At 55.9% G+C, this 24,718-nt stretch carries 21 protein-coding genes and 2 pseudogenes; 14 read left to right on the forward strand and 9 right to left on the reverse strand.

Annotated features, from left to right (window positions below; all coding sequences use genetic code 11):
• Positions 1 to 203: 203 nt before the first annotated feature.
• The 5 genes from motA to parC all read left to right on the forward strand — a co-directional run bounded on the left by motA (position 204) and on the right by parC (position 6,029).
• Positions 204 to 1,076, forward strand: a complete 873-nt coding sequence (gene motA, locus QK300_RS01845) for a flagellar motor stator protein MotA (RefSeq protein WP_281300252.1) — start codon at positions 204 to 206, stop codon at positions 1,074 to 1,076.
• Positions 1,077 to 1,146: 70 nt separating this feature from the next.
• The gene (gene argC, locus QK300_RS01850; RefSeq protein WP_281300251.1) at positions 1,147 to 2,271 is read left to right on the forward strand and encodes an N-acetyl-gamma-glutamyl-phosphate reductase; all 1,125 of its coding nucleotides are present in this window, start codon (positions 1,147 to 1,149) and stop codon (positions 2,269 to 2,271) included.
• A 38-nt stretch (positions 2,272 to 2,309) separates the two neighbouring features.
• A complete protein-coding gene (locus QK300_RS01855; RefSeq protein WP_281300250.1) occupies positions 2,310 to 2,864 on the forward strand; it encodes a gamma carbonic anhydrase family protein in 555 nt (184 codons plus the stop codon).
• On the forward strand, positions 2,861 to 3,727 hold the full coding sequence (locus tag QK300_RS01860; RefSeq protein ID WP_281300249.1) for a squalene/phytoene synthase family protein: 867 nt from the start codon (positions 2,861 to 2,863) through the stop codon (positions 3,725 to 3,727). Before QK300_RS01855 ends, QK300_RS01860 begins: the two co-directional genes overlap by 4 nt.
• A gap of 52 nt (positions 3,728 to 3,779) precedes the next feature.
• A complete protein-coding gene (gene parC / locus QK300_RS01865) occupies positions 3,780 to 6,029 on the forward strand; it encodes a DNA topoisomerase IV subunit A (RefSeq protein ID WP_281300248.1) in 2,250 nt (749 codons plus the stop codon).
• A 26-nt stretch (positions 6,030 to 6,055) separates the two neighbouring features.
• Here parC and QK300_RS01870 read toward each other — a convergent pair whose 3' ends face one another.
• The 7 genes and pseudogenes from QK300_RS01870 to QK300_RS01900 form a co-directional block, all read right to left on the reverse strand.
• Entirely contained in the window at positions 6,056 to 6,169 is a 114-nt protein-coding gene (locus QK300_RS01870; protein WP_281300247.1) for an SAM hydroxide adenosyltransferase, read from the reverse strand.
• Positions 6,165 to 6,260: pseudogene (locus tag QK300_RS01875) on the reverse strand (transposase); the annotation flags it as partial. The pseudogene QK300_RS01875 and the gene QK300_RS01870, both read right to left, overlap by 5 nt.
• A gap of 83 nt (positions 6,261 to 6,343) precedes the next feature.
• Positions 6,344 to 6,778: an AtaL-like protein gene (locus tag QK300_RS01880; RefSeq protein WP_281300246.1), complete on the reverse strand. Its 435-nt coding sequence runs from the start codon at positions 6,776 to 6,778 to the stop codon at positions 6,344 to 6,346.
• 137 nt (positions 6,779 to 6,915) lie between these two features.
• Entirely contained in the window at positions 6,916 to 10,413 is a 3,498-nt protein-coding gene (locus QK300_RS01885) for an autotransporter domain-containing protein (RefSeq protein WP_281300245.1), read from the reverse strand.
• A gap of 242 nt (positions 10,414 to 10,655) precedes the next feature.
• Positions 10,656 to 11,171 carry an acetolactate synthase small subunit gene (ilvN, locus tag QK300_RS01890; RefSeq protein WP_042083301.1) on the reverse strand — a complete coding sequence of 172 codons (516 nt, stop codon included), beginning with the start codon at positions 11,169 to 11,171 and terminating at the stop codon, positions 10,656 to 10,658.
• A 16-nt stretch (positions 11,172 to 11,187) separates the two neighbouring features.
• Entirely contained in the window at positions 11,188 to 12,987 is a 1,800-nt protein-coding gene (locus QK300_RS01895; RefSeq protein ID WP_281300244.1) for an acetolactate synthase 3 large subunit, read from the reverse strand.
• 194 nt (positions 12,988 to 13,181) lie between these two features.
• A complete protein-coding gene (locus QK300_RS01900) occupies positions 13,182 to 14,750 on the reverse strand; it encodes an EAL domain-containing protein (protein ID WP_281300243.1) in 1,569 nt (522 codons plus the stop codon).
• A 173-nt stretch (positions 14,751 to 14,923) separates the two neighbouring features.
• Here QK300_RS01900 and QK300_RS01905 point away from each other — a divergent pair, with 173 nt between their 5' ends.
• A complete protein-coding gene (locus tag QK300_RS01905; RefSeq protein ID WP_281300242.1) occupies positions 14,924 to 16,069 on the forward strand; it encodes a hypothetical protein in 1,146 nt (381 codons plus the stop codon).
• Positions 16,070 to 16,095: 26 nt separating this feature from the next.
• Here the strand turns inward: QK300_RS01905 and QK300_RS01910 are convergent, their stop codons facing one another.
• Together QK300_RS01910 and QK300_RS01915 are read right to left on the reverse strand one after the other, a co-directional pair.
• The gene (locus QK300_RS01910; protein WP_281300241.1) at positions 16,096 to 17,973 is read right to left on the reverse strand and encodes a sodium:proton antiporter; all 1,878 of its coding nucleotides are present in this window, start codon (positions 17,971 to 17,973) and stop codon (positions 16,096 to 16,098) included.
• Entirely contained in the window at positions 17,970 to 18,098 is a 129-nt protein-coding gene (locus tag QK300_RS01915) for a hypothetical protein (RefSeq protein WP_281300240.1), read from the reverse strand. The genes QK300_RS01910 and QK300_RS01915 overlap by 4 nt, the downstream gene beginning before the upstream one ends.
• A gap of 66 nt (positions 18,099 to 18,164) precedes the next feature.
• On the opposite strand from QK300_RS01915, the gene QK300_RS01920 reads away from it, so the two are divergent.
• The 8 genes and pseudogenes from QK300_RS01920 (at position 18,165) to lepB (ending at position 24,711) form a co-directional block, all read left to right on the forward strand.
• Positions 18,165 to 18,302, forward strand: coding sequence for a hypothetical protein (locus QK300_RS01920; RefSeq protein ID WP_281300239.1), 138 nt, complete (start codon positions 18,165 to 18,167; stop codon positions 18,300 to 18,302).
• Positions 18,303 to 18,528: 226 nt separating this feature from the next.
• Positions 18,529 to 18,792: pseudogene (rpoZ, locus tag QK300_RS01925) on the forward strand (DNA-directed RNA polymerase subunit omega); the annotation flags it as partial.
• A 207-nt stretch (positions 18,793 to 18,999) separates the two neighbouring features.
• Positions 19,000 to 21,156 carry a bifunctional (p)ppGpp synthetase/guanosine-3',5'-bis(diphosphate) 3'-pyrophosphohydrolase gene (locus tag QK300_RS01930; protein WP_281300238.1) on the forward strand — a complete coding sequence of 719 codons (2,157 nt, stop codon included), beginning with the start codon at positions 19,000 to 19,002 and terminating at the stop codon, positions 21,154 to 21,156.
• 98 nt (positions 21,157 to 21,254) lie between these two features.
• On the forward strand, positions 21,255 to 21,833 hold the full coding sequence (pyrE, locus tag QK300_RS01935; RefSeq protein ID WP_281300237.1) for an orotate phosphoribosyltransferase: 579 nt from the start codon (positions 21,255 to 21,257) through the stop codon (positions 21,831 to 21,833).
• Positions 21,834 to 21,921: 88 nt separating this feature from the next.
• Positions 21,922 to 22,467 (forward strand): DUF2062 domain-containing protein, encoded by a 546-nt coding sequence (locus QK300_RS01940; RefSeq protein WP_281300236.1) that lies wholly within the window; start codon positions 21,922 to 21,924, stop codon positions 22,465 to 22,467.
• 77 nt (positions 22,468 to 22,544) lie between these two features.
• Positions 22,545 to 23,369 (forward strand): pyridoxine 5'-phosphate synthase, encoded by an 825-nt coding sequence (locus QK300_RS01945; RefSeq protein WP_281300235.1) that lies wholly within the window; start codon positions 22,545 to 22,547, stop codon positions 23,367 to 23,369.
• Entirely contained in the window at positions 23,369 to 23,797 is a 429-nt protein-coding gene (acpS, locus tag QK300_RS01950) for a holo-ACP synthase (protein WP_348651810.1), read from the forward strand. Before QK300_RS01945 ends, acpS begins: the two co-directional genes overlap by 1 nt.
• A 110-nt stretch (positions 23,798 to 23,907) precedes the next feature.
• Positions 23,908 to 24,711 (forward strand): signal peptidase I, encoded by an 804-nt coding sequence (gene lepB, locus QK300_RS01955; RefSeq protein WP_348651811.1) that lies wholly within the window; start codon positions 23,908 to 23,910, stop codon positions 24,709 to 24,711.
• Positions 24,712 to 24,718: the final 7 nt, after the last annotated feature.

A 24,718-nucleotide genomic window follows, 5' to 3' on the forward strand; every position in this document is an offset into this window, starting at 1 on the left:
GGTCTAAAAAACCAGGGATCCAACGATCTCCCGCCCGCACCCATCATATCACAGCCCCAACACACAGGGATCCATCTTTGGCTTGCTCTAGTCCTGTAAGATTTAATCTTTTTTAAGGCTGTTGCACGATAGTGGGCCTTCAAGGCTCGCGCGCCTTCTCCGGGCGCGGAATTTTAACATTTCGGCAAAGTGGTAGACAGAGCATGTTTCTCATTATTGGTTTTGTGATCGTGCTCTTCATGGTGTTTGGCGGCTATCTTTTCGCGGGCGGCAAGATGGAGATCATCATCCATGCGCTGCCTTTTGAATTGATGATCATTCTGGGGGGATCGATTGGTGCCTTTATTATCGCCAATTCCTCAGGCGTCATCAAAAAAGCCCTGGGTGGGATGGGCCGGGCCTTTAAGGGGGCAAAATGGCAAAGGCAGGATTATACCGATCTGCTCAGCCTGATGTTCATCCTGATCAAAACCATGCGCACAAAGGGCGTTGTGGCGATTGAACAGCATATCGAAAAGCCCGAAGAATCGAAAATTTTCAATCATTTTCCGAGGATTGCCGCCGATCATCATCTGGTTGCCTTTATCGCCGATTATTTGCGCATGATGACCATGAATTTTGAAGATCCGCATCAGATGGAAGATGCGATGAACCAGGATATCGAACGCCATCATGCGGAAGAACATGAACCCCAACATGCCTTGCAAACCATGGCCGATGGCTTGCCTGCGGTGGGGATCGTGGCGGCGGTTTTGGGGATCATCAAAACCATGGCATCCATCAATGAGCCGGTGGAAATTCTCGGGCGCATGGTGGGTGGTGCCTTGGTGGGAACCTTCCTTGGAATTTTCCTGTCATATTTGATGGTGGCGCCGATTGCCGGGCGCTTTGCGCAGGTTTTGAATGAAGAAGGCAAGATGTTCGACATCATCAAAACCGTGCTGATTTCGCATCTCCATGGCAATGCCCCGCAGATTTCGGTTGAAATCGGGCGGCGCAATGTGCCCGCCCAGCATCAGCCAAGCTTTATCGAGTTGGAAGAGTCGCTGGCAGAGCTACCCAATGATTTTGCCTAAAAGTCCGATTTAGAGGCATCGGGTGCAGCTTGCCCTTGCTCATGGGGCTGGCTGGTCATAATCTGCGGGCATGAGCACACAAACATATCGCATCGGCATTCTGGGCGCTTCGGGCTATACCGGGGCCGATCTCATTCGTATCCTTTCGGGGCATCCCGCCATTGAAATCTCGCTTCTGGTGGGGGGGCGCAGTGCGGGCCGCCCCTTGGCCGAGGTTTTTCCCCATCTGGGGCATTTGCCCTTGCCTGATCTGATCAGCCTTGATGAGGTGGAATGGCCGGGGCTTGATCTGGATCTGATTTTTTGCGCGCTGCCCCATGCCACCAGTCAGGAAGTGGTGATGGGGCTGATGCATGCCACCGGCCATAGCCTTTTGGATGAGCTGTTGATCGAGCGGCGCGAGGATCTGGTGGCGGGCACGCAAAAAGATATCCGCATCATCGATTTATCGGCTGATTTCCGGCTCGATGATCCGGCGATTTATGAAGAATGGTATGGCCGTCCGCATCAGGCGGTGGCCTTGCAGCGCGGGGCCGTCTATGGGCTGCCTGAATTTCATCGTGATGCTTTGCGTTCGGCCAGCCTTGTGGCCTGCCCGGGCTGCTATCCCACTGCGGCGCTTCTGGCCTTATTGCCCCTGCTGGAGGCGGCGGCCATCGACCCTGATGAGATCATCATCGATGCCAAATCCGGGGTCACAGGGGCCGGGCGCAGCCTGAAGGAATCGATGCTTTTTTGCGAAATTTCCGAAGCCATGCACCCCTATGGCCTTGGCCGCCATCGCCATATGCCGGAGATGGAGCAGGAAATGGCCAAGGCCGCCGGCGGCCCGGTGGGGCTGAGCTTTACCCCCCATCTGGTGCCGATGAACCGGGGCGAGTTGGAGACGATCTATGTGCGGTTGGCGAAGGGTCGCTCGGCTGATGATCTGCGTATGATATTGGCTGAACGCTATGCCGATGAGCCTTTTGTGCGGGTGGCGGAACCGGGTGTGGTGCCCGCGACCCGGCATGTGCGCGGCTCCAATCAGTGCTTGCTCAATGTGTTTGAAGATCGGATCGCGGGGCGGGCGATCATTGTTTCGGTGATCGATAATCTGGTAAAGGGATCTTCGGGGCAGGCGGTGCAGGCGATGAACCTGATGCTGGGCCTGCCGGAAACCACCGGCCTGATGCAGGCGCCCTTATTCCCCTGATCCGTTGAAACAGCCCTTCAAATTGTGATGAGATTGTCATGACCCATTCCCGCCATGGTGGGGGGCTTTTATTGCCCTTCCTCGATACAAAGCCGCAGATCGCCGATGATGTGTATCTGGCCCCCGGCTCTAAAATCATTGGCGATGTGCGCATCGGGGCCGGTTCATCGGTGTGGTTTAATTGCGTATTGCGCGGCGATGTGAACAGCATCCATGTGGGCGCGGGCAGCAATATTCAGGATGGCACGGTGGTGCATGTGTCGCGGAAAACCCATCCCACCTTCATTGGCGATAATGTGTTGATCGGCCATATGGCGATGATTCATGGCTGCACTTTGCACGATCGCAGCTTTGTGGGGCTGGGGGCGATCATTATGGATGGCTGCGTGATCGAGGACGATGCCATGCTGGCGGCGGGTTCCCTGCTGGCTCCGGGTAAAAGGATGCAGCGTGGCGAATTATGGATGGGCCGCCCGGCGCAAAAAGTGCGGCTGCTGTCTGATGCGGATATCGAGGCGCAGCGAAAAGGGGCAGAAGGCTATGCCGAACTGGCGCAGATCTATCTGAAAAGCGCACGCGATCCCCAAATATGAACAGCCAGAACGATCATTCAAAACTGCCCGCGCTCAGCCCCTGCGCCCAAATGGTGCGCGATCATGATCATGATCGTTGGCTGACCCTGCTTTATGCCGCGCCAAAGGATCGCGAAGATCTGGCCGCTCTTTATGCCTTTAATCATGAGGTGGCCAAAACCCGCGAGCAGATATCGGAACCGATGCTGGGGGAAATCCGCCTGCAATGGTGGCGGGAAACCATTGATGGCCTTTATGAAGGCAGGCCTCGCAGGCATCCCGTGGCGGACGCTTTGGCTTTGGTTTTGGAACGCCATGCCCTTGATCGCACGGCCTTTATGGCGCTGATCGATGCCCGCAGCGCCGATCTTTATGATGAAGGGCCGCAGGGCCTTGGCGATCTGATCGCCTATGCCGATGCCACGGGGGGTGGGCTCAATGCTTTGGCTGCCCAGATTTGCGGGGCTGATGATCCGGCCGATCAGGAAGCGGCCCATGCCATCGGGCGTGCCTGGGCCCTGACCGGGATCGTGCGGGCCCTGGGCTTTCAGGCAGCGATGCAAAACACGACCCTGCCCAAAGAGGCGCTGGATGCAGCGGGCATTGCCCCTGAAAGCCTTTATCGCGGGGACTTTGCCCCGGAATTGAAGCCCTTCATCCGCGAACTGGCCGCGCAGGCAGCAAAAGCCTGCGCCACCGCCCGCAAACGGCAAAAGCATTTTCCCCCCAAAGCGCGCAGCCCCATGCTTTTGGGGATATTGACCGATGATTATCTGCTGCGCCTGAAGCGCGGCGGCGATGATCCTTTCAAAGCGGATTTTGCCCGGGGTGCGGCCATGCGGCAGTTAAAGCTGTTGATCGCAGCTTGGCGCGGACGTTATTAAAGCCATCAAAGTCAGCACTGGAAAAGCCTGAAAGCACTGCTATAGTCCGCCCATGAACAGTGATATTCCCAGCGAACAGATCCTTGAAACGCCTTTTGATGCCGCCTTGTCTGAACGGTATCTTGCCTATGCCCTGTCAACGATCATGTCACGATCGCTGCCCGATGTGCGCGATGGGTTAAAGCCTGTGCATCGGCGGCTGCTTTATGCCATGCGCCTGCTGAAGCTTGATCCCGGCACCGGCTATAAAAAATGCGCCCGGGTGGTGGGGGATGTGATCGGTAAATATCACCCCCATGGCGATCAGGCGGTTTATGATGCGCTGGTGCGATTGGCTCAGCATTTTGCCGTGCGCTATCCGCTGATCGATGGTCAGGGCAATTTTGGCAATGTGGATGGCGATAATCCTGCGGCCATGCGCTATACCGAAGCCCGGATGACCGCCGTGGCCGCCCTTTTGATGGATGGGCTGGATGAGGATGCGGTTGATTTTCGCCGCACCTATGATGGCGAGGAAGAAGAGCCGGTGGTTTTCCCCGGGGCCTTTCCCAATCTTCTGGCCAATGGGGCGGCGGGCATCGCGGTGGGTATGGCCACTTCGGTTCCCCCCCATAATGCGGGCGAGTTGATTGATGCCCTGCAAATCCTGATCGAAGCCCGGCTGGGGCGGCGCGGCCCGGTTCTGGATGATGAACTGATGACTTTGGTGCCGGGGCCGGATTTCCCCACCGGCGGGGTGATTGTTGAGCCGCGCGCCAGCATGTTGGAAGCCTATCGCACCGGGCGCGGTTCCTTTCGCACCCGTGCCCGATGGGAGCAGGAAGAGATCGGCCATGGCACCTGGCAGATCGTGGTCACGGAAATTCCTTATCAGGTGGCGAAATCCAAGCTGATCGAAAAAATCGCGGAATTGATCAATGATCGCAAATTGCCGATTCTGGCCGATGTGCGCGATGAATCCACCGAAGATATCCGGCTGGTGCTGGAACCCAAAAGCCGCAATGTGGATCCCCGGATTCTGATGGAAAGTCTGTTTCGGCTCAGCGATCTTGAGGTGCGGGCGTCCCTCAATCTCAATGTCATCGATCTGGATGGGGCCCCCCGGGTTTTATCTTTGGGTCAGGCTCTGGAAGCCTTTCTTGATCATCAGCTTGACGTGCTGAAGCGCCGCACGGCTTTTCGGCTTGATAAAATTGCCCGGCGGCTTGAGATTCTGGAAGGCTATCTGAAGGCCTATCTCAATCTTGATGAGGTGATCCGCATCATCCGCGAGGAAGATGAGCCGAAAGCGACCCTGATCAAAACCTTTGACCTCACCGATGTGCAGGCGGAAGCAATCCTGAATATGCGCCTGCGATCCCTGCGCAAGCTTGAGGAAATGGAAATTCGTGGCGAACATGAAAAGCTGAGCACTCAGCAGGCAGAGTTGCAGGCTTTGCTGGGATCATCCGAGCGTCAATGGATCGCGGTGGGGGAAAAGCTGGCCCATGTCAAAGAAAGTTTCGGATCCGAAACATTGGAAGGCAAACGCCGGACATCATTCGCGGATATGCCGGATGTGGATTTCGTGCCAGCCGAAGCGATGATCGAACGCGAGCCGGTGACGGTGGTTTTCTCCCGGCGCGGCTGGCTTCGGGCCTTGAAGGGCCATATGGCCGCCGAAGCCAGCCTTGGGTTCAAGGATGGCGATGAGGAACGTTTTCGTTTCCATGCCTTCACCACCGATAAAATTCTTGCTTTCACCTCGATGGGGCGGATTCACAGCCTTGGCGCGGATAAATTGCCCGGGGGCCGGGGGCATGGCGAGCCATTGCGGCTTCTGGTCGAGATGGAAAGCGACGAGGAAGTGGTCGCCCTCCTTCCTTATGTTCCGGGCAGCGAATTATTGCTGGCCTCATCGGAAGGGCGGGGCTTCAGGGTTGAAGCCGACAAGGTTCTGGCCTCTACCCGGGGCGGGCGGCAGGTGATGAATGTGGGATCGGGTGTGCGGGCCACCCATTGCTTGCCGGTGCGGGGCGATACGGTGGCGATCATCGGTGAAAATCGCAAGCTTTTGCTTTTTCCTTTGGATGAGGTGCCGGTGCTGGCGCGGGGCCGTGGGGTGATTTTGCAACGCTATAAGGATGGCGGCCTGTCGGATCTGCGTTTGCTTGATCTGGCCGAGGGTTTAAGCTGGCCGATGGGCGGCTCGCAAGGCCGCACCCGCACGGAAACCGATCTGGCCCTGTGGCTTGGCAAGCGGGCGGGCAGTGGCCGCATGCCGCCCACGGGCTTCCCGCGTTCCAATCGCTTTTCAGGCTGAAGCGGTGTTGGCCTTTTCGCTTTTGATCAGGGCGTAAGGGATATGGCCGTGCCGATTTCAAGATCAAGCTGACGGGCGGCACTGCCTTTTGTGACTGCGATTTCCGCAAGGCCGCTGGAATTCGCATAACAGAAAGCCATGCTCGCGGCACAACTGCGCCACCGGCACGCCGCCTTCCACCTGACGCAAAATCGAAAGAATCTGCGCTTCACTGGTTCGGCTGGTCTTCATTCAAAATCTCCTCATGCATAGTGCCGAGAAAATTCTACTTTTAAACCCCCTTAATCACGGGGGGGGGATTACCAAAGCTCTGTTCATCCAGCCTCTGCCTCCGCAAGCTTTTTGGCGTGTAGGACTGCGTTATGAATGGCGCTCTCCCAATTCGGTTCGTTGATCTGGGTGTCGGGGTTTTTTGGCGTCCAATGCATTGTGTAATCAAGTTCGACTTTGCCATCCTCATCAAACACCATGTTGAGAACGTAGCCGGTATAGGCTTGATCGTCTTTCAGCTTGAAGATGACGGTTCGTGTAACAGGATCGGCCGTAATGATTTCTCGAATAATCTTGCTATTATTGCCATCTTTAACCGTCATGCGTCGTTCCACGGAAAGATCTGAAAATTCTTGCAAAATCTCTACGGACACAACTCCGGGTACAAATTTATCGGGCCTGCGGATTTTCTCGACCATCATGTCCCATAAAAGATCTGCGCTGGCATGAACGTCAGTTTTGAAATTTGTGAAGGGCATTGACTGCGTCCTTTCCATGCTTTCGGTCTTGGCCGCTGGCTCCGTTTATTCCCCAAGGGGGCGGAAGGGAGCCAGCGGCATTGTTCTGCCGATCAGGGGCGCGCGGAAAATGCATCCAAACCGGCTTAGTGCCCTGATCAGAAGCCGATTTTGATCCCGAAGGACAATTGATATTCATCCACATCATCGCGGTCGATATCGGATTCAAAGGCCAGTTGGATCGAGGTATTGACTCCGATCATGCTGTTGATGCCCAGAGCATAGGTGGCATATTTGCTATCGATTTCTGTGCCGGTGACGGTGAAATCCACTGTGCGATCCCCCACAAAAGCCGCATCGGTAAGGAACTGCCCCTTACCGCCGATCCGTCTTTGCCATGTGATCCGGCTGAAGGCGCTGGTGCTGTGATTTTTGCCTGCCACATCGATGCTCAGCTCACCCCCGATGCCAAGCACCGTTTCGCGTGCTTTCCGATCATCGATGATGGTATCGGTGGCTCCGCTGCCCATTTCTTCGAAAGCATTGATATCCAGCGAGGAATGGCGCAGGCGAACCAACGGCCCCAAGCGCACCGGCCCATCGCCATAGCTGGCCCCCAGATCAAAGCCCCCCATGAATTGCCGCGCAGATCCATCGCCCCGGGCAAAGCTGGTGACATCGGTGATCACCGGGCGGGTGCTTTCCAGATCGTAAAATTGCACGCCGGTATAGCCGCTGGCATAATAGGGCCCGTGGAAGATGCTGCCATAGGTGCTGATCCCCCCCGCTGTGGCGCTGCTATCATGGCCATTCAACTCATCGGTTGAGAAATTGGCAAAGGTCCCGGCCACGCCGATCAGGGCATTGCGGCCGATGCGTTTGTCGATCCCCATGGTCATGCTGAAGGTGGTGCTGTCAAATTCGCCTTCCACCATCTGGCTCTCGCTATTGAGGAAATCGGCAGAGAAGAAAAGGCCGATATCGTCTGGCACGCCCAAGGCAGAACTGCGGGCAGAACTGCGGGCGCTGCCGCCATTGGCTGCTTGATTGGCTGAAGCATTGGCCGATGTGCTTTCGGCATTCTGCGCGGCGGCGGCGATCATGGCACCGGCTTCGTCATTGGCGGCAAGGCGCAGGCTGGAGGCCGCATTGCCCATGGTGCCATCAATCCCCCCATGGCGACCCGAGCGGATCGTGCCCGCGCGCTGGCTCAGGGTATTGGCAAGGATCCGGGAAAGCTGGAAGCCATAGCGATCAAACAAAAAGGTTTGAGTGGGGTTGAGGGATTGCAGGCTGGCCTGCAATTGCCCATTGGTGCCCAGCCGATCCAGCCTTTGCACCACATCCCTCAGCCCTTCGCTTTCAATCGATGTACCGGAGCTGATGCCATCCAGCGCTCGGGCCACATCACGCTGCTGCACGCTGGTGGCCTGCGGAGCAAAGGGCAGGGCAAAAACAGTGACCCCCGCGGCATTGCCATTGGCATCAAGGCTGTTCCTGAAGCGCAGAACGCTGCTGCTGCCATTGAGGGCCGTGACCTGACCCACCACATTGGCCCGGTTTTCGATGCTGCCATCGGCTTCCACAAAATTGAAGCGGTCCCCCCGCCCAAGATTAACACCCGCTGCTGTTTCCACCAGAATGGTGCCATCCAGCACCACATTGCCACCTTGCCCCGGGGCAAATTCGCGGACTGCGATCAAATCAATGGCACCGGTTTGGTCGATCTCGATCCGGGTGGTGGCACCGCTATCCTGGAAAAGATCGCCAATGATGGTGAGTGTTCCCACCGAAGTGCCCGGCGATAGAACACCGCCGCTTTGCGCCACACCCAAGGGTGCGATGATGGTGCCATTGCCGCCCAATGTGCCGCCCATCAGGCCCAGGGCGCCGGTCTGGAATTGGCCATTCACCAAGAGGCTGCCGCTGCCCATCGTTGAAACGGTTCCCTGATCAGCGATGATCCCGGTTGCGCCGATGGTGAGGGCCGCGCCATCGAGGAAAAAATTCTGACTGTCAAAGGTGCCATCCACCGCCATGGTGCCGCCAGAAAGCAGGCTGCCCACAAAATCGGTGACAAGGCCGCCCTCGGCAATCCTGAGGCTGCCGCCCCTGAGATCAAGGAAATCGGTGGAAAATTGCCCGGCAATATCCAGCGTGCCACCGCTCATCACCAGCCCGGCATCGATAAAGCGCGAAGCATCGCTATAAACGCTATCAGCATCGATGCTGACCGCGCCGCCGCTGATGAACAAGGAGCCCGACAACAGATTGGCACCGGTCACATCGAGCCTGCCACCGGCGACGGAAATGAAATCAACCACATCAAGCTGGGCGGCCTCGACCGATAAAGCGGCCTCACCCGAAAGGCTTAATGTATCGATTTCTATCGCGGCATTGCTGAGGCTGGTGGTGCCCGGCGCATCCAGCGTCACCTCGAAAAAAGAGGCGATGAGGGTGGGGTCGCCAGCATCGCGCAAAGGATCGAAATTGGCGGGCACAAAGCCATTGGTCCAGCGCGTGGGATCAAGCCAATCGCCATCGCCCGCCGCTGCCCGGGTTTCGATCAGCGGATTGGTGGCGGCAATGAAATCCTGCATTTCCGCGATATTGGTGAAAAAGGCCACATCGCCAAACTGATTGATATCATTAGAAAAAATATTAAAGCCACCGCTGGTGATGCCAGCCAGCAATAATTCGCCATTTTCGCCGCGAACAAAAAGCGCGCCGCCGGAATCGCCGCTGCCTGTGGTGCCTTCAAGGCTGGTGGTATCGGGGGTGGCAAAAAAATCAAACAGGCCGGGATTGGCGGGATCATCGAAATCGGTAAAGAGCAGGGAATCGGGCAAGATCGCGCCATTGAAGCCGCCGATGAAATCGAGCGTGTTGGTGGCTGCGCGCCGGCGGAAATCAAAAAACGAGCTTTCCACCGAGCCGGTGCCCGTGGTGCCAAATCCCACGAAGGTCACCTCGGTCCCCAATTCGGGGGCGCTTGTCACAATGCCTGCGGGGGTGATGCCGGTGATCCGTTCTTGCAAAGCGATGGTGGTGATATCATAGCCAGCCGAGAAATTATCACGCAGAAATTCAACAGGGGTGACATGGCTGGAGGCAAAAACAAAATTGCCATTATTGATATCGTCGATCCCATTGGCACCTAAAGTGACGGCCACCCCCAGATTGCGATCATCGGCCTCGGTCGAGCCATCGGGGCGGTTACAATGGGCAGCGCTGATCACCGTGCGCGCATTCACCAGCGTGCCAGAACAAAATCCGGTGATCTGGCCGGTGCGAAGATCGAAAAAGGCAAGACCCAGAACATTGTCAAAGCTGCCATCCAGATCGAGAATATCATCGGTGGTGCCCAGGCTTTCGGCAATCAAAATATTCGGCCGCAGTCTCACATCATGGCCCAGAAAACTGGTGCTGACGCCCTCCTTGCGGATCGGGCTGGACATCCCCCCCAGATCGAGCAGCAATTTTTGGGCCTGCGCGGTTTTTGCGGCAAAAAGCCCATCAAGCCCGGATTGGTCCTTGGTCTGTGCCTCAACCGGCGATGCGGCGAGGGGATGCGGCACCCCCAACAGGCTGGCGGCCCCGAAAAGAGCGGCGCCCGTGATGGTGCTGGCCAAAGTTTTGTGAAATGAAAATGTCATGAGCCGTTTCCCCGGTCTGTTGTGGCTTGTGATAGCCTTTTACGCTTATTTTACAGCTTTAAGGCTGTGTTTCTGATCATGCAAGATATCAGCGTGGATTGCAATTTTCAGAAAATCACAACCTTATTCGTCGATCATCTTCATTCCGATGACAATCACAAGGAAAATAACATTTATTTTACCGGGGAGGGGTGGGCGGCATGTCTATGCGCTTGGAGAGCCACGTTTAATGGGTCCTGACCCTAAAGGGCTTCGGCCCCGCGGACGATGGCGGCCACTCCGGTGCGCGCCACCTCCACAAGCCCTAAATCGCGCATCAGATCGATGAAGGCCTCGATCTTATCGGGGGCGCCGGTTAGCTCAAAAATGAAGGATTGGGTGGTGGTATCGATCACCCGCGCCCGAAAGGCATCGGCCAGCCGCAGGGCCTCGACCCGTTTTTCGCCGCTGCCTGCTACCTTCACAAGGGCCAGTTCACGCTCCAGAAAAGGGCCATGGCTGCTCAGATCGGTGACCTTTTGAACCGGCACGAGGCGTTCGAGCTGGGCTTTGATCTGTTCCACCACCATGGGTGTACCAGTTGTTACAATCGTGATGCGTGAAACATCATGGCCGGCTGAAACCTCGGCCACCGTCAGGCTTTCGATATTATAGCCCCGACCGGAAAACAAACCGGCCACCCGGGCCAGAACCCCGGCTTCATTATCCACCACAAGCGCAATAGCGTGCCGGCCCACGATCTGGTCGGTGCGTGACATAAGCGTCGTCCTTCAATCAAACAAGCGATTGGGCATCGCTGGAAAGCGGTGCTGATACATCGGCGGGCCCCAGCAGCATTTCATTATGGGCTGCACCCGATGGAACCATGGGAAAGCAATTTTCAAGCTTGGCCACCCGGCAATCCACCAGAACCGGGCCGGGGGTATCGATCATGGTGCGGATGCCATCATCCAAAGCATCGGCATCGCTGATACGCAGCCCGGTCCAGCCATAGGCTTCGGCCAGCTTCACAAAATCGGGCAGGCTATCGGAATAGCTTTCGGAATAGCGGCTTTCATAGGTCAGTTCCTGCCATTGCCGCACCATGCCCATATATTCATTATTCAGGATGAAAATCTTCACCGGCAGGCGATATTGGGTGGCGGTGGCCAGTTCCTGAATATTCATCTGGATCGATGCTTCACCGGCAATATCGATGACCAAAGCATCGGGAAAAGCCAATTGCGCACCAATGGCGGCGGGCAGGCCATAGCCCATGGTGCCCAGCCCACCTGATGTGAGCCATTTATTCGGGGCTTCAAAGCCGAAATATTGGGCCGCCCACATCTGGTGCTGGCCCACTTCGGTGGTGATGATCGGGCTTTTATGATGGCTGAGAGCATGCAATCTTTTGATCGATTGCTGGGGCAGGATGGTTTGCCCCTTTTGCTCGAACGCCAGACAATCGCGACCCCGCCATTGATTGATGCTGTGCCACCAGCTTTGATGAGCATCGAGATCGAATTCATCCCTGCGGCTTTGCAAAAGGCTGATGATATCCTCCAGCACATGCCGTGCATCCCCAACGATCCCCAGATCAACGGTGACATTCTTATTGATCGACGAGCGATCGATATCGATATGGATTTTGCGTGAGTTGGGTGAAAAAGCATCCACCCGGCCCGTGACACGATCATCAAAGCGCGCCCCCACGCACAGCATCACATCACAATCATGCATCGCCATATTCGCTTCATAAGTGCCATGCATCCCCAGCATCCCCAGAAATTGCGGATCGCTGGCGGGCATGGCCCCCAGGCCCATCAATGTGGAGGTGACAGGAAAGCCCGAAAGCCGGGCCAAAGCGCGCAGGGCGGCGGCGGCTTCAGGCCCGGAATTGATGATGCCTCCCCCACTGTAGATGATCGGTTTTTTGGCCCCGGCGAGCAGGCCCGCTGCCTGTTCGACCAGGGCGCGATCCCCCTTCACCTGCGGCTTATAGGTGCGATGGGTTACCCCGCGTGGCCGCGCATAAGGGGCAGGGCCAACCTGAATATCTTTTGGCAGATCCACAACCACAGGGCCGGGCCGCCCAGATGTGGCCACATGAAAGGCTTCAAAAATCACCCGCGCGAGCTGATTGGGGTCTTTCACCAGATAATTATGCTTTGAACAATGCCGGGTGATGCCGATGGTATCGGCTTCCTGAAAAGCATCATTGCCGATCAGATGGGTGGCCACCTGACCGGTAAGCACCACGATGGGGATGCTATCGAGCATGGCATCGGTTATGCCGGTCACCGCATTGGTGGCCCCGGGGCCGGATGTAACCAGCACCACGCCGGGCTTGCCGGTGGCGCGGGCATAGCCTTCGGCGGCATGAACCGCTGCCTGTTCATGGCGCACCAGAATATGCCGGATATGCGATTGCTTGAACAATTCATCATAAAGCGGGAGAACGGCACCGCCCGGATAACCAAAGATCACCTCCACATCAAGATCGTGCAGGGCCTTCATGACAAGGGCTGCCCCGCTCATGATGATGGGGCTTTGGGTTTCCTGTGCCGTCATGTCGGCTTCATTCAGCGCAATCATTGGTCGTCCTCAATCAGATCGGATTTGATATCTATATTTGGGAGAAGGCCCGAACCCGAAACATCATAGGCAGGGGGCGATCCTTCGGGATTGTCCTAAAATATGTTTCTTCCACTGTCAAACCAAAAAAAGAAATATATGAAAAGGAAATATGCAATAAATATTGAAGAAATTTTAAAAACCTAAGATAGATGTTATGGGGGCGTGGGTGTTTTTTGCATCTCTTTGGGCAGGGTCATCATCGGTCGCCCGAATAAAAAGCCCTGGCCAAGCTCCACGCCCACGGATTTCAGCAATTCGGCCTGGGCCGGGGTTTCGATCCATTCCCCAACCATTTTGATTTTCAGATCTTTGCACAGGCTGGCCATGGCCCGCAAGAAGGCGCGGCTTTCCGCATCATTTTCCGCGTCCTTGATATAGCTGCCATCGATCTTCACCACATCGACCTTTAATTGCCGAAGATATTGAAAGCCGGAATGTCCGGCACCAAAATCATCAAGGCAAACGGCAAAGCCCGCTTCGCGGATCATTGCGATGGATTGGCCCAAAGGCCCAAGATCGGAGACCTGCGCGGATTCGGTGACTTCGATGATCAGATGCTGGCGCAAGCCACGATGCGCCAGAAGGGTTTCTTTCAAGCGGCTGATGAAAGAGGGTGTCGTGAGCGAGCGCGCGGAAAGATTGACGGCAATGCTGGGATTGGCCCCGCGCGCCACTAGGCGGCGCAGATTTTTGATCACGGTTTCCAGCATGATCTGATCGAATTCATCGATCATCCCCACCTGTTCGGCAAAGCTGATCATTTCATAAGGCGATCCGCCGCGCATATCGAACCGCACCAAAGCTTCCACATGATGCAGGGCTTTCGTTGTGATCGCCACGATGGGCTGATAGGCAATATTAAAGCGGCGGTCCTTGATCAGCGCCCGCAAGGATTGGATGCGCTTGCGGGTTTCCTCCATATTCTGGGAATAATTGCGGGTGAGATTTTCAAGGTCAAATTCTTCCCCGCTATCGGAAAATTGCCGAATGGAATAAACCAGCGCCTTGGCCGCATCCGCCCCGCTGCCCATGGATTCGGCATCAAGGGTGGCGGAATCAAACGCCTGCCCGGTGGTGCTTTTGAGGGTATCCATCAGGGTTTGGGCGGATCGTTCATCATTGGCTTCATGCACCACCGCAAAGCGGCCATCGCTCAATTCCGCAGCCGATTGCCCGCCAACCGATAAGGTGGCCAGCGTTTGGGTGAATTTTTTCCGTTCATCCGCATCGGCATCTTTGCTTAATTGCAACAGGCTGACCAGAAGATCGGTATTGCTGTTTTTCCCATGCTCTTCCAAAAGTCTGGGCAGATGATCGAGGAAATTATCCTTATCCAGAATAGGCTGTTTCCGGCTCTGTTCGCCGCCATCCAATCGATTGAGCGACATGGCCACAATATGCGTGTTTTTTTCATGGGAAGATAAGCGCGACATAAAAAGACCCAGCCGCCGCCTTGTCGCCTCTGTGGCCCCAAAGGCCACTCGCACAGGCCCAATGCGAGGGGTATTTTCCAAAAGCATGAAAGCGGATTGCATCACCTCGGCATCATGGGCGGATAAAAAAGCGCTCAAGGGCTGGCCGATGGCGGATGCGCCTTTGGCAATACCGACCCAATCCAGCGCCCCTTCAAGCCTGGTGATGCACTGATCCGGGCCGATTTCCATGAAAATATCACCAACGCAAAAAGCATAGGCTACGAATATATCATTTTTATCAGCCATATCCGCTGTGCTTTCATTATTCTTGACCCTTTATAGCCGATAAATTCTTAGTGAAATCTGAAGACATATAAATGGCTGAGATTTTTAGTGATTTTAAAAAAGGCATTGATTTTCTGATGCATATTGGCCATCAAGGCTCTATTGCAGTGCAACATTGCGGTTGAGACGACATCATGCGTCAGACAATCTCCGATCTTCTTACCATTCGCGCGGGGCGCCATGCCCATGCCGCCATTCTGGCTGATGGCGGCCTTGATCCCGCCCGGATCAAGCTGATGGTGGGGGCATCGGGGGGGCCGAAATGGCTTGTACTGGCGCGGCTGGATCGGGCGATCCTGCGCCATTGGATTTTGGGCCGCAGCGAACCTTTGGATTTGCTGGCCTCATCCATCGGTACCTGGCGCTTTGCCTGCTATGCCCAAAAAGACCCGCTGGTGGCCTTTTCGCGCTTTGAGCAGGCTTATCTGGAATATCGCTATGAGCCGCATCACAAAGCGGCCGACATTACCCGCGACAGCTATGCCATTCTTGATGAAATTCTGGGCCCTGATGGCCGTGAGCAGGTTTTTCATGGCCCCATGCGGCTGGCGGTGATGGCGGTGCGCGGGCGGCATCTGCTTAATTTTGATCATCCCATTCCCTTAGGCCTGGGGCTGGCGGCGGCGGCGGCGGGCAATCTGATCAGCCGTCGGGTCTTAGGTGGATTTTTTGAGCGCGCCTTGTTTGCCGATCCGCGCAGCACCCTTGATTATGCCGATTGGGGCGGATTTCCCTTTCGGCGCTTTGATCTCAATCCCGATAATCTTCGGCAGGCAATCATGGCATCCTGCTCGATCCCCATGGTTTTGAACGGTATTGGCGATATTCCCGGCGCGATGGGGGGGCTTTATCGGGATGGCGGGATCATTGATTATCATTTCGATCTGCCGTTTTTCCCAAATGATCCTAACAAGTTGGATGATCGGGACAAGCCGGACAATCGGGAAAAGCCGGATAATCGGGACAAGATCGTGCTTTATCCCCACTTCATTGATCGGATCATCCCCGGCTGGTTTGATAAACCTTTACGCTGGCGCAAGGCCCGCGCCACCCATGCTGCCAATGTTTTGCTGATCGCCCCCTCACCAGCCTTTGTGGCGCGTCTGCCCTATGGAAAAATCCCGGATCGCAAGGATTTCAGGGCTTTATCCACTGAGGATCGATTAGCGGCATGGCGCACGGTTTTGGCTGAAACCGAACGCCTGAGCGATGCCCTTGATGAAATGATCGAGACCGGTACATTGCCCGATCATATCCTCCCTATCGAAGACGGGAGATGAGGCTAGAAAGGCCGTGAAAACTGTTCTTATGCCGGGGCTTCAGAGCCATTGGGCTCGGCCGGCCAGTCGTTCGAGCGTTTGCCATCCCGCTCATCCTGTTCCGCCACTTTTGTATCCTCGGCGGCCAGATAGGCCACTTTCCAGCCTTTGGTGATGGTAAAGCCGGGTTCTTCAGCAAAAGGATGCAGCTTTCCCTGTGGCGACAGGGCAAACAACATGGGATCGGTGCCCCCCAGCTTTTTGAGCAGGGCATCGAAAGGAAAATCTTCGCTGATGCGGGTGAGATGGATTTTGCGGCCCTGTTCCAGTTCGTCTTCGAGCCGATCTAGGGTCATGCCTTCTTTAAAAAGCAGACGACCGCGAAAGCTGAAGGAGACCGTTTCCTGTTCGCGATCGATATTTTTGGGATTGCGCCGGGCGGTATAGACATTGGCGCTGCCAAATTCCTGACGATAGCGCAAGCAGGCCAAGGCATTGAGGCTGGACCGGCGCGACAAGGCCAAAAGCATCCCAAGGCCCACCAGATCCATCTTGCGATCCGCATATTCCGACACCGCGCTGCCGAAAAATGTCGGAATCCCCAGCATCCGCGCCCGGCGCGCCTGGAGCCAATTGGGATCTGCCAGCAACACCTTGATCTGATTGTTTTTCAGGATTTCGGCTATTTTGACGGCAACCAGATTGCCCCCCACGATCAGCACGCCATGGGCTTCCGGCTCGGCCACCTTTAAAATCCGCGCCAAAGGCCGCGATGTGAGGCTATGCACCACTACGGTGACGACGATCACTGAAAAAGTGAGGGGCACCAGCAATTCGCCACCGCTGATCCCCGCATTTTCGAGCCGCAATCCAAAAAGAGCCGAGACCGCAGCGGCGACGATCCCGCGCGGTGCCATCCAGCCCAAAAGGGCCCGTTCCCGCCATGGCATATCGCTCCCCAAAGAAGAGACGAGGGCGGCGAGCGGCCGGGCGATGAACAAGATCGCCAGCAAGATCACCACAAGACCGGGGCCAAGCAAGGCAAGGCTTTCCAATTCGATTCTGGCTGCCAGCACGATGAATAATGAGGAAATCAGTAAGACCGACAGGCTTTCCTTGAAATCCAGAATGCCATCCCGCGGCATCCCCTTCATATTGGCCATCATCAGCCCCATCGTTGTCACCGCCACCAGCCCGCCTTCATGGCCGATCATATTGGCCAGCACAAAGGTCAGCAAAACAGCGCTCAGGGTGGCCACATTACGCAGAAAATCGGGAAGAATATGGCGCTTGAGCATCTGCCCCACAAGAAAGCCCGCGATGACGCCAACCAATCCCCCCAAAATAAACAATTTGGCAAGCGACAGGATCGGACTGGCATTTTCCATCGAGCCGGAAACGATGACCTCGAAAACCACCACCGCGAGAACCGCGCCGATAGCATCGATCAAAATCCCTTCCCAATGCAGAACTTTAGACAAGCGCTCGCTTGGGCGCACGGCGCGCAAAAGCGGAATGATCACGGTGGGGCCCGATACACAGGTGATGGCCCCGAACAGGATCGCCAAAGACCAGGGGAAATCAAGGGCGATATGGGTGGCAATCGCAATCACCAATACGGTCGTCAAAACCCCGATGGTGATCAAACGCAGGACAATATTGCCCGCCCCCTTCAGATCGGCAAAGCGCAGGGTGAGCGCGCCTTCAAACAAGATCACCGCAACCCCCAGCTGAACTCCGGGCAGGAGCAGATCGCCAAAAACGGCATCCGGGTTCAATAGGCCGCTGATGGGTCCGGCGATAAAGCCGATCAGCAACAGGGGAAGGATCGAGGGGAAGCGAAAGCGTGCCGCCAGCCATTGTGCCGCAATGCCCGCTGCAATGATGAAGGACAAGACCACGGCCGGGTCATTGGGTAAGGTCATATATCCTGTCCTTTAATGCGCTCATGAAGAAAATTTTCAAGATCGATCAGCCAGGCGCGAACCGTCAAACTTTGCGGAACAGCATCGGTGTTTTTGGCGTTTATGAAGCAGATGGCCGCTTCCATTTCTGAAGAAGAGCCATCGGGCCGAGACCTAGAAAACCGAGGTTAATGAAAGCACAAGGATAGGCAATGGCAAAGATTGATCAAGATAAAAATGAACCGGATAAAACCCACAAAAAGAAGGAGAATGGCGATATCGACGAGGCTTTGGAGGAAAGCTTCCCCGCCAGCGATCCGCCCGGCTATGCCACTCCCAAAGCCGATTAAACCTGTAAGGCCAAGCCTGAAAGGGATGCGATGGCGCTTTTGCGTTATTGAAGGCTGTTTCAGGCGATCTGCGCTTTACAGATGGATGGCAAGATAGTAAGGAGGCGGGGTTGACGGCGCTGCTCAAAGCATCGGCATGGCTTTTTGCTGTGCATCGCTTTGGTGGTTCGCTGAAATCTGATCTCTTCTGATGATCTATCCCGACTATGCCCTGAAGGAGTAACGCATGGCCCGCGTCACCGTTGAAGATTGTGTCGATAAGATTACCAATCGATTTGAACTCGTGATGTTCGCAGCCCAGCGTTCACGCCAGATTTCATCCGGTGCCACACCACAGGTTGATCTGGATAATGATAAAAATCCGGTGGTGGCTTTGCGCGAAATTGCCGAAGAAAAGATCAGCCCCGATAGCATGCGGGAATCGGTGATCCAAAGCATGCAAAAGCATGTGGATGTGGATGAGCCCGAAGAAGATGATATGGCTTTGATGATGCGCAGTCGTCGTTCGGCGGGCGAAGGCTCTGGCAGCTAAGCTGCACGATCCATCGGCTTTGCATCGAAAAACGGCCCTGCTGATCAAGCGGGGCTTTTTTCGTTCGGCGCAGCTTTGGCCTTGATCCGCTCTTTCCACGGGGCTTCTAACGTCTTATTCATGAAGACCGGATCGGTCGTCTGCTCATGAAGGAAAACGCGCGCAGTGATAAGGCAATATGAATTGGTGGAGCGGGTGAGGGCCTATGATCCCAATGCGGATGAAGGGCTTTTGAACCGGGCCTATGTGTATTCGATGAAGGCGCATGGCAGCCAACTTCGCGCGTCTGGCGATCCTTATTTTTCCCATCCTCTTGAAGTGGCCGGGATTTTGACCGGTATGAAGCTTGATAGCGCCACCATCGCAACAGCGCTTTTGCATGATGTGGTCGAAGATACCGATGCGAAGGTTGAGGAACTGGCCGCGCTGTTTGGCCCCAAGATTGCCGAATTGGTGGATGGGGTGACCAAGCTGTCGCGGATCGAAATGCAAACCGAGCATGCCCGCCATGCCGAAAATTTCCGTAAATTCGTGCTGGCGATGTCGAACGATATCCGCGTGTTGCTGGTGAAACTGGCGGATCGCCTGCATAATATGCGGACGCTGCACTATATTAAAAAGCCCGAAAAACGGCGGCGTATCGCATTGGAAACGCTTGAGATTTACGCGCCCTTGGCGGAGCGGATCGGCATCCGCGAGATGAAAGACGAACTGGAAGAACTGGCCTTTCAGCAGATCGAACCGGAAGCGTTTCAAACCATCACCACCCGGCTCAATTATCTGCGCACCGAAGCGGGCACATTGGTTGATGATGTGGTGCGCGAACTGGACCAGACGATGCAGGCAAACGCCTTGCCGGCGCGCATCAGCGGGCGGGAAAAACAGCCCTATTCCATCTGGCAGAAAATGGAAAATTCCCGGGCGACGTTTGAGCAGATTTCCGATGTGATGGCTTTTCGGATCGTGGTCGATGATGTGCCCGATTGCTATCGGGCGCTGGGGATCGTGCATGGCAAATGGTCGATGGTGCCGGGGCGGTTCAAGGATTATATCTCAACCCCCAAACGCAATGGCTATCAATCGATCCACACCACGGTGATTGGCCCCCGGCAATCGCGCATCGAAATCCAGATCCGCACCCATGAAATGCATGATGTGGCGGAATTGGGGGTGGCCGCCCATTGGCAATATAAGCAATCGCCGGAAAAGGCGGAAGGCGCGCGCTATCGCTGGATCCGATCCTTGCTGGAAATTCTGGAAAATGCCTCCACGCCTGAGGAATTTCTGGAACATACCAAGCTTGAAATGTTCAATGATCAGGTGTTTTGCTTTACCCCCAAAGGCGATCTGATTGCCCTGCCGCGCGGCTCCACGCCGGTGGATTTTGCCTATGCGGTGCATACCGAAGTGGGTAATCGCTGTGTGGGGGCGAAGGTGAATGGCCGCCTCGTGCCCTTGCGTCATCAATTGCTCAATGGCGATCAGGTGGAAATCCTGACCTCGAAAGGTCAGGAGCCCAGCCCGCGTTGGGAAAGCTTTGTGGTGACGGGCAAGGCGCGTTCGGCAATCCGCCGCACCTTTCGCCAGATGGAGCGGGAAGAATATGAAGGCTTGGGCGAAACCCTTCTGGAGCGGGCTTTCGAGGCTGAAGATCTCGATTTTTCGGAGCGTATTCTCACCGGAGCCCTGCCCAAATTGAAACGCCAGACCATCGAGGATGTTTATTTCGAGGTGGGCCAGGGGCAGATGACCGTGTTCGAGATTTTGCAGGCCTGCTATCCCGGCACGGTCACGCGCGAAGATCAAAAAGGCCTGCCACAGGTGATGCGCGAATGGCATGATACCGGATCGAAACAGACCCCGGGAGCCCGGGCTATCCCTATTTCGGGATTGAGCGATGGCATGGCCGTGCGGCTGGGGGATTGCTGCCATCCCATGCCGGGGGACAGAATCGTGGGAATCATGATCCCGGGCGAAGGGGTGAAGGTTCACAGCATTGATTGCGATAAGCTGGCGGCCTATTCCGAAGAGCCGGATCGCTGGCTCGATCTGGCTTGGCGGTTGCCCGAAGATGCGGCGGTTTTTTTCACCGGACGGTTGGAATTGGTGGTGCTCAATGAAATGGGAGCTTTGGCCAATATCGCCTCGGTGGTGGCTAAAAGAGGCGGGAATATCGCCAATCTCACTATTGCCGAACGCGATCGTGAATTTCACACCATGCGGATTGATGTAGAGGTAAGAGACCTGCGGCATCTGATCGATATTCTAGCCAGCCTGCGGGCGATCCGGGTCGTCAATTCCGCGGAACGCCTGCGAAGCTGAAAATGTAAAAAATCCGTGGGGGTAAAAGTTTTTTGACCATGGCCGTCAAGTCTTGGTTAATGAACTTTGTGCCATATTTATTAAAGGGGAGAGCAAAGATGGATCGGGACACGGTTTTGCAGGAATTTCGGAACGCAGGGGCCTTGTTGGAAGGGCATTTTCTGCTGTCATCGGGATTGCACAGCCCGGTTTATCTGCAATGTGCCAGAGTTTTGATGGACCCCGTGCGGGCCGCACGTTTATGCGCGGCATTGGCACAAAGGGTGCGGGATCATTATGGGGAAATCCCCTTGGTGGTGTCGCCGGCCATGGGTGGGGTGATTGTGGGCTATGAAATGGCGCGGCAAATGCGCGCAGAATCGGTTTTTGTGGAGCGGGTAGCCGGAAAATTCGCTTTTCGTCGCGGTTTTGCCATGAAGCCCGGGCAAAGAGTTCTGATGGTTGAAGATGTGGTGACCACCGGCCTGTCGTCGCGGGAATGTATCGCCACCATTCGGGCCTCGGGCGGCCATGTTGTGGCGGCTGCCTGTTTGATTGATCGGTCGGGGGGGGCGGCGGATGTGGGGGTGCCCCTCATCTCTTTGGCACAGATCACGGCACCGGTTTATAGCGCTGATGATCTTCCCCCACAATTGCGCGCGCTTCCCGCCATCAAGCCGGGCAGCCGCGCTTTATGATTTGGGCCTTTTGATGTATGGACCTATGTGAAATCGGATGTTGTTTCGTCGTAAAATACCTTTGAATTTATGGCAGAAGATGCGCCAGATGCTGTGGCCGAAACGGGGCTGGTCACGGGCGTTCCTCTATATCTGGCATCGTCTTGTGCGGCTGAAAGACAGCGCCCATGGGGTGGCGGCGGGTTTGGCATCGGGTGTGGCGATTTCCTTTACCCCCTTCATGGGATTTCATCTCATCGGAGCCATGGGGCTTGCCTTTGCGGCGCGTGGCAATGTTCTGGCGGCATGGATTGGATCGCTGGTTGGCAATCCCTGGACCTTTCCATTCATCTGGGTGGGAACCTATCGGCTGGGCAATTGGATCATTGGCGGCACCACGGGTGAAGCGGCGGCATCGGGATTGAGCTTTGATCTTTTAGTGCATCATCCCACCCAGGCTTTGGGTCCTTTATTGCTGCCCATGGTGATTGGTGGCCTGCCTTTGGCTTTGATTTCATGGTTCGTCACTTATTGGCTGGCGCGGCGCTCGATCGAACGTTTTCAGGCAGCGCGGCGGATCAAGCTTGAAATGGTCCGCAAAAAGGTCTTGAACCAGCAGGATCAGGATCGGGATGGAGGCATGAAGCGCGCTTGATGGCGTCCCCCTCTTGCCCCTAAGATGCGTCTTTATCACCTGATCAGAATTGTGGAATGAAAAGGATGACTGCCGCAATGGCTGCTAAGCCCATGGGACGAACGAGGCTGGGGGTTAATATCGATCATGTGGCCACGGTGCGTAATGCGCGGGGTGGGGTGCATCCCGATCCGGTGCGCGCCGCCCATCTGGTGGCGGTGGCCGGGGGGGATCAGATCACCGCGCATCTGCGCGAGGATCGCCGCCATATCAAAGATGCCGATATCGAACGTCTGATGGCTGAAGTCTCCTTGCCGCTCAATATGGAAATGGCCGCCACCGACGAGATGCTGGCGATTGCCCTGCGCCATCGCCCCTTTGCCATTTGCATCGTGCCCGAACGCCGGGCTGAACTGACCACCGAAGGCGGGCTGGATGCTGTGGGGGGGCGAAAAATTCTGGCCCCGATCATCGCTGCCCTTGCCGATGCCGGTTGCCGGGTCGCCCTGTTTCTCGATGCCGACAGGCGGCAGATCGAAGCCGCCCATGCGCTGGGGGCTCAGGCCGTGGAATTGCACACCGGGGCTTATGCCCATGCCACGATGTCTGGCTCGGCATCCGGGGTGCCCGCGGGTTCGATCACAGATCATCTGCGCCTTTTGGCCGATGCGGCGGCTTTCGGTACCGAATTGGGGCTGGAGATGCATGCCGGTCATGGGCTGGATTATGCCAATGTGGGGCCGGTGGCGCAAATCCCCCAGATCATGGAACTGAATATCGGCCATCATCTGGTGGGCGAGGCTTTGTTTGTTGGTTTTGAAGCCGCCATCCGGCGGATGCGCCGAACGATCGATGAAGCCATTGATGAGGTGCCCGAAATGGCCGGGGATGGGATAAGATCGAACATGGGTGAGGCCCGATGATCGTTTTGGGCATGGGCAATGATATGATCGATATCCGCCGCATCGATCGCTCTTTGCAGCGTTTTGGCGCGCGCTTCATCCATCGGGTTTTTACCGAGATCGAAATCGCTAAATCCGAACGTCGGGCCAATCGGGCGGCCAGCTATGCCAAGCGATTCGCCGCCAAGGAAGCCTGCGCAAAAGCTTTGGGCACCGGCTTTGCCGCCGGGGTTTTCATGCGGGATCTGGGGGTGGTGAACCTGTCTGGTGGCAAGCCCAGCCTGATGCTGACCAATGGCGCGATGGCGCGGCTCAGGGCGATCACCCCAAATGGCATGATCGCCCAGATCAATCTGACCATCACCGATGATCATCCCTGGGCGCAGGCGATCGTTTTGATCACGGCGGTTCCGGCTGAATTTTCACATCATCTAAGCCATCAAACTTGACAATGCGAAGGCGGCTCGGCTTGATGCCTTTTCATTGAAAGGCGCAGATCATGGGCGATAGCGATTTCCAGCAACAACAGGGGCGAACCGATGAGGCACAAGCGGTCGGAATGGGCGCAAGCGTGAATAAAAGCTTTAAAAACCAGATCAAGGAAACGGTCAGCTTCGTTCTCAGTGTTGCCCTGATCGTTCTGGGTGTGCGAACGATTTTATTCGAGCCTTTCAATATCCCTTCGGAATCGATGCTGCCCACTTTGATGGTGGGGGATTATCTGTTCGTATCCAAATATGCCTATGGCTATTCCCGTCATTCCATCATCACCAGCCCGCCTTTATTTGATGGCCGTATTTTATATTCAGCCCCCGAACGCGGCGATGTGGTGGTGTTCAAATTGCCCCGCGATAATCGCACCGATTATATCAAGCGGGTCATCGGCCTGCCGGGAGACCGGGTGCAGATGCGCGAAGGGGCCTTGTGGATCAATGATCAGCCCGTAGAGCGCGAGCGGATCGCCGATTTTGAAGTCAAGGTGTCTGATAATACCACCTGCGCCTCAAATTACCGGGTGATGTCGGCCACGGGGGATGCTTTTTGCCGCTATCGCCAATATCGCGAAACCCTGCCCAATGGGGTGAGCTATAACACGTTGGATATGCAGATCGATAGCCCCTCGGATGAGAGCCGGGTGTTTGTGGTGCCCGAAGGTCATTTTTTCATGATGGGCGATAATCGCGATAATTCTCAGGATAGCCGCCGCCCGCAATCGGTGGGGGTGGGCTATGTTCCGGCTGAAAATCTGGTAGGCCGGGCGGAAATCATCTTTTTTGCCACCGATGGCGGGGCGCATTTATGGGAACCATGGTTCTGGTTCCAATCCATCCGCTATGGGCGTTTGTTCAATGATCTGCATTAAGCAATGC

The sequence above is a fragment of the Iodidimonas sp. MBR-22 genome (assembly GCF_029946565.1).
GTDB lineage: Bacteria > Pseudomonadota > Alphaproteobacteria > Sphingomonadales > Rhodothalassiaceae > Iodidimonas > Iodidimonas nitroreducens.